The sequence below is a fragment of the Streptomyces sp. WELS2 genome (genome assembly GCF_013870595.1).
GTDB lineage: Bacteria > Actinomycetota > Actinomycetes > Streptomycetales > Streptomycetaceae > Streptomyces.
This window is the reverse complement of the sequence record NZ_JACBWZ010000594.1, coordinates 1-4,007: the sequence shown is the minus strand read 5'-3', so window position 1 is coordinate 4,007 and position 4,007 is coordinate 1. Positions and strand designations below refer to the sequence as shown.

The 4,007-nt window shown below is 71.6% G+C and carries 3 protein-coding genes and 2 pseudogenes; 1 reads left to right on the top strand and 4 read right to left on the bottom strand.

The window, feature by feature from the left end:
* The 4 genes and pseudogenes from egtA to H5J33_RS26295 all read right to left on the bottom strand — a co-directional run.
* Positions 1 to 1,045 (bottom strand): ergothioneine biosynthesis glutamate--cysteine ligase EgtA (gene egtA / locus H5J33_RS26310; RefSeq protein ID WP_181797340.1); only part of this gene is annotated, 1,045 nt, incomplete at its 3' end.
* Positions 1,046 to 1,241: 196 nt separating this feature from the next.
* Positions 1,242 to 2,222, bottom strand: a pseudogene (locus tag H5J33_RS26305) (chromosome segregation SMC family protein); the annotation flags it as partial.
* A gap of 249 nt (positions 2,223 to 2,471) precedes the next feature.
* Positions 2,472 to 2,675, bottom strand: coding sequence for a hypothetical protein (locus H5J33_RS26300; protein ID WP_181797339.1), 204 nt, complete (start codon positions 2,673 to 2,675; stop codon positions 2,472 to 2,474).
* Between the two features lie 380 nt (positions 2,676 to 3,055).
* On the bottom strand, positions 3,056 to 3,337 hold the full coding sequence (locus H5J33_RS26295; RefSeq protein WP_181797338.1) for an acylphosphatase: 282 nt from the start codon (positions 3,335 to 3,337) through the stop codon (positions 3,056 to 3,058).
* A gap of 159 nt (positions 3,338 to 3,496) precedes the next feature.
* Here H5J33_RS26295 and H5J33_RS26290 point away from each other — a divergent pair.
* Positions 3,497 to 4,007: pseudogene (locus tag H5J33_RS26290) on the top strand (hypothetical protein); the annotation flags it as partial.

Below are 4,007 nucleotides of genomic sequence, written 5' to 3'. Positions count from 1 at the left end.
GGGCCCGTTCGGCGAGCGGCTTCACGGCCCGGTAGGCGGTCTCGGCGGCCTGCGGGTCGTCGAACAGCGCGGCCGTCACCGCGAGCGGTACGAGCCAGCCGTCCGTGCCGGGCTGCGCGTCGATCATCCGCAGCTCCAGGTGGCCGCGCGGCCTGACCGGCGGGAACAGGGTGCTCAGGTGGTAGTCGAGATCCGCCCGGGTGGGCGGCCGGGGCGACCGGGAACGGGTCCACTCCCGGAAGGTGAGACCCTCGGGAACCTCCCAGGGGCCGCCGTCCCGGCGGACGCACATCACCGGCGCGTCCAGCGCGTGCCGGGCCCACGCGGCCCGCGGCTCGCCGTCCAGCGGGGGAGCGCCGGCCCGGCCGGGCCCTATCTCCATCCACATCAGCTGACGGCTGGACCGCCAGCCGGTGCGCCGCAGGCCGACCAGCGGGGAGTTGGCGAACGCGGCCACCAGGACCGCGCCCAACTGGTGCGCCAGCCACCAGCGCCGGGTGTGTCCCAGCGGGCCCGGCTCCTCGTGTCCCGCGTCCACACACACCTGGACGGAGGCGGAGGAGCACATCATGTGCCGGCCGGCCGGACCGGTGCGGTCCAGGCAGGTCTCCATGGCGTCGTAGCGGGGCGCGCGGAGGAACCTGCGGGGCGGGTGCCGCGGATCGTGGCCGAGGCCGGCGAGACCGAGGCCGTCCTCGGCCAGAGCGGTCCGTACGGCGTCCAGGTCGGCGGACACGGTGTCGACGCACTCCATCAGGGAGGCGGCGGGCGGCGAGCTCAGCTCCAGCTGGCCGCCGGGTTCGACGGTGAGCGCCGATGCCAGGGGCAGGGTCCGCACCCTGGCGTAGGCCGCCTCGAGTCGTTCGGGTGTGACCGGGAGCTGTGGCAGCTCCAGGGAGTGGACGAGCCACTCCAGCTCGACACCGAGGGTGCGGGGCGGTCCGGTCTTGAAGCAGATGCCCCGGATCAGGGCCTCCGCCTCGTCCTCGGTGACGGCGGTGCGGTGCTCGGTACAGTCACCGCCGTCGCTCTGTATGTCGGACATGTCGGGATCCTCCTGAGGCTCCAGCATGCCATCGGCCCATGGTGTGGGCCGAGCGGGTACTCGTCCCAGCCAAGACCCTTCGGCGGGCGCGCACAAGAGTGCCGACCCGGATGTTCCGGGCTCGTCCTCAATTCCGTTGCGCCGCATACCAGCATCACCCAGGATGCGTGCATGAGCACGACGGGGGAGACCGCGCGGGGTCGCGGCCGCGCCGCTCCTCGGGCGGGGCGGAGGTGGCGCTCTTGACCCGGGCGTCGGCCAGGGAGATCGTGCCGCGGACGCGTTCGGCGAGCTGGGACAGCTCGTACCAGGTCTGCTGGGCACGCGTCAGCCGCGGGGTGAGCCGGCGCACCTCGTCCTCCAGCAGGGCCTCCCGGTGCAGGGCCTGCTTCAGTTCCCGCTCGGCGGTGTCCTTGCGTTCCTTCAGCGCGGCCTCGTCGGCGATCTCCGCCTGGAGGGCGGCACGCAGCCGCACCAGGTCGTCGGCGAGCAGCCGCAGCCGGGCGTCGCGGAGGTCGGCCTGGATGACGGCGGCCCGGCGCGCCACCGCCGCCTGCCGGCCCAGGGGCTTGAGCTGGCGGCGCAGTTCGTCGGTGAGGTCCTGCACGCGCGCGAGGTTGGCCCGCATCGCGTCCAGCTTGCGCAGCGCCTTCTCCTTGCGCTTGCGGTGCTTGAGGACGCCGGCCGCCTCCTCGATGAAGGCGCGGCGGCCCATGGGGTCGGCGTGCAGGACGGAGTCGAGCTGGCCCTGGCCGACGATGACGTGCATCTCGCGGCCGATGCCGGAGTCGGAGAGGAGTTCCTGGATGTCCAGCAGGCGGCAGGTGTCGCCGTTGATCTGGTACTCGCTGCCGCCGTTGCGGAACATGGTCCGCGTGATGGTGACCTCGGCGTACTCGATGGGCAGGGCCCCGTCGGAGTTGTCGATGGTCAGGGACACCTCGGCGCGGCCGAGCGGCGGGCGGCCGGTGGTGCCGGCGAAGATGACGTCCTCCATCTTGCCGCCGCGCAGCGACTTGGCGCCCTGTTCGCCCATGACCCAGCTGAGCGCGTCCACGACATTGGACTTGCCCGAGCCGTTCGGGCCGACGACACACGTGATCCCCGGTTCGAACCGGAGCGTGGTCGCCGAGGCGAACGACTTGAACCCGCGCAGGGTCAGGGCCTTGAGGTGCACGCCCCTGGACTCTACCCGCCGCCGCTCCCGGCCCGGCCCACGAACCCCCGCCGCCGCGCGGTTTCGTCGTTGACCACCCAGGGCACACCAGATGTTAAAGAAGGTGAAAGGATGCGGGGGGTAAAGAACGAAGGGACGCCGAAGCGTCCCTTGCAACTCTGACGACTGGATCGCAGCCGTCCGATCAACTGAGCGGTTGATACGGGCAACCCGATCACTGTCTCTGCTGTTGTGGAGCTGATGCAGCGATCAGGTGAGCGCAGGCTCCGCCTGGTGTGCGTCGATGCTCTCCATGATCCTCTCCTGAGAGGCGGCAGCCGCCAGCGCTTCGTTCTCGGCCTGGATCCGTCCGAGCTCGGACTCCAGGTCCTGTACACGCTGCTGCAGCCGTCGCATCTCGGCGAGGAGTCGAGGGTCGGAGCCGCCGACGTAACCGAGAAGCGCCTTTGCCATGATGGATGGTCCTCCACAATGAGTGACCGACCGATGCGGTGTGGGTCGTGAGGGATTCGCACCCGCGGTGCTTGGCACATCGGGGTGTTGCTCTGCTGTTGTTCCATGCCAAACAGCTAAGGTGCGCGGGGCTTTCAGCGTCTCACCAAAAAGTTTGACGGTCAACACGATCACGCCCTGTATTGGGGGGCAAACCGGGGCGCACGGCCGGGAACACGGCGGTGCTGTGGCTCTCCGGGGCCCTCAGGGCGTGGCGACCAGCAGTACCTGCGGAGCCTGCCATGCGTCGCCCGTCTTCGCAACCACCAGGGCGTTTTCCCTCCCGACGGGCGCCCGCGGCACTCCGCGGCGGCCCGGGCGAGGGGCGTGGCGGAGCCGGATCAGCGGATGGCGAAGCCCTCGTAGCCGCCGCGGGGTGTGTCCCAGATCTCTGTCACACCGTCCACGCGCCCGGGCGTGTCGGTGCCCTGGAGCCAGTCCAGCAGCCCCTCGCAGCCCTCGCGCGGCCCCTCCGCGACCACCTGGACCCGGCCGTCGGCCAAATTGAGAGCAAAACCACTCAACCCGCCGATCTCGAGTGCCCTGGCCCGCGTGAACCAGCGGAATCCCACGCCCTGCACGTGTCCACGCACCCAGGCGACCAGTCGTACGTCCTCGCTCATGGGTGCAACCTAACCGGCCGGTGCCGCTCGGGACACGTCGCGCCCCGGCGACATCAGGTACCGTCCGGACCCGGTGCATCGTGGCCGAAACCCACTCGAAGGAGTGGAGTGGATCGGCCATACGTACGACGAACGCGTACGAGGAAGAGGGCAAGGATCATGGGACGCCACCGACGCTCCGCCGCCGGAAACGACGACCCTCGGCACTCGCCCGCGCAGCCGCCCGCCGGGGAACGTCCGCTTCCCGCGGACATCGGGCCGTATCCGGACCCGGAGGCCTACGCCGAGGCCACCGCCAAGGCGCAGGCCTACCTGTTCGCCACGGACGACGGGCCGGCACCGGCCGCGCACGGGTCCGGGACCGGCTCCGGGGACGGGGACGGCAAGGCGAGTGGCGGCGGCCGGCGGTGGGTCAAGGCCGTACGGCCGGTGCGCGCCGCCCTGGTCGGGGTGTCCGTGGCCGTCGTCCTCGGCACGGCCGCGGTGGGCTCCGGCGCGGTACCGGGCCTGGAGCACTACCGGCTCGGCGGCGGTACGGACACCACCGGCGGCGAGCGGACGAAGTCCGTGGTCTCCCCCGGCAACACGGCGAGCGAGCAGGGCGGCACCTCGGGCGGCGTCGGCGCCGGTGCCACGACGGGCTCCGGTGACGGCGGCGGCCTGCCCACCC

Bases quoted from the DNA above. Each gene is read 5' to 3' on its own strand.
- H5J33_RS26300 (WP_181797339.1), bottom strand. From the start codon at position 2,675: ATGGCAAAGGCGCTTCTCGGTTACGTCGGCGGCTCCGACCCTCGACTC.
- H5J33_RS26295 (WP_181797338.1), bottom strand. From the start codon at position 3,337: ATGAGCGAGGACGTACGACTGGTCGCCTGGGTGCGTGGACACGTGCAG.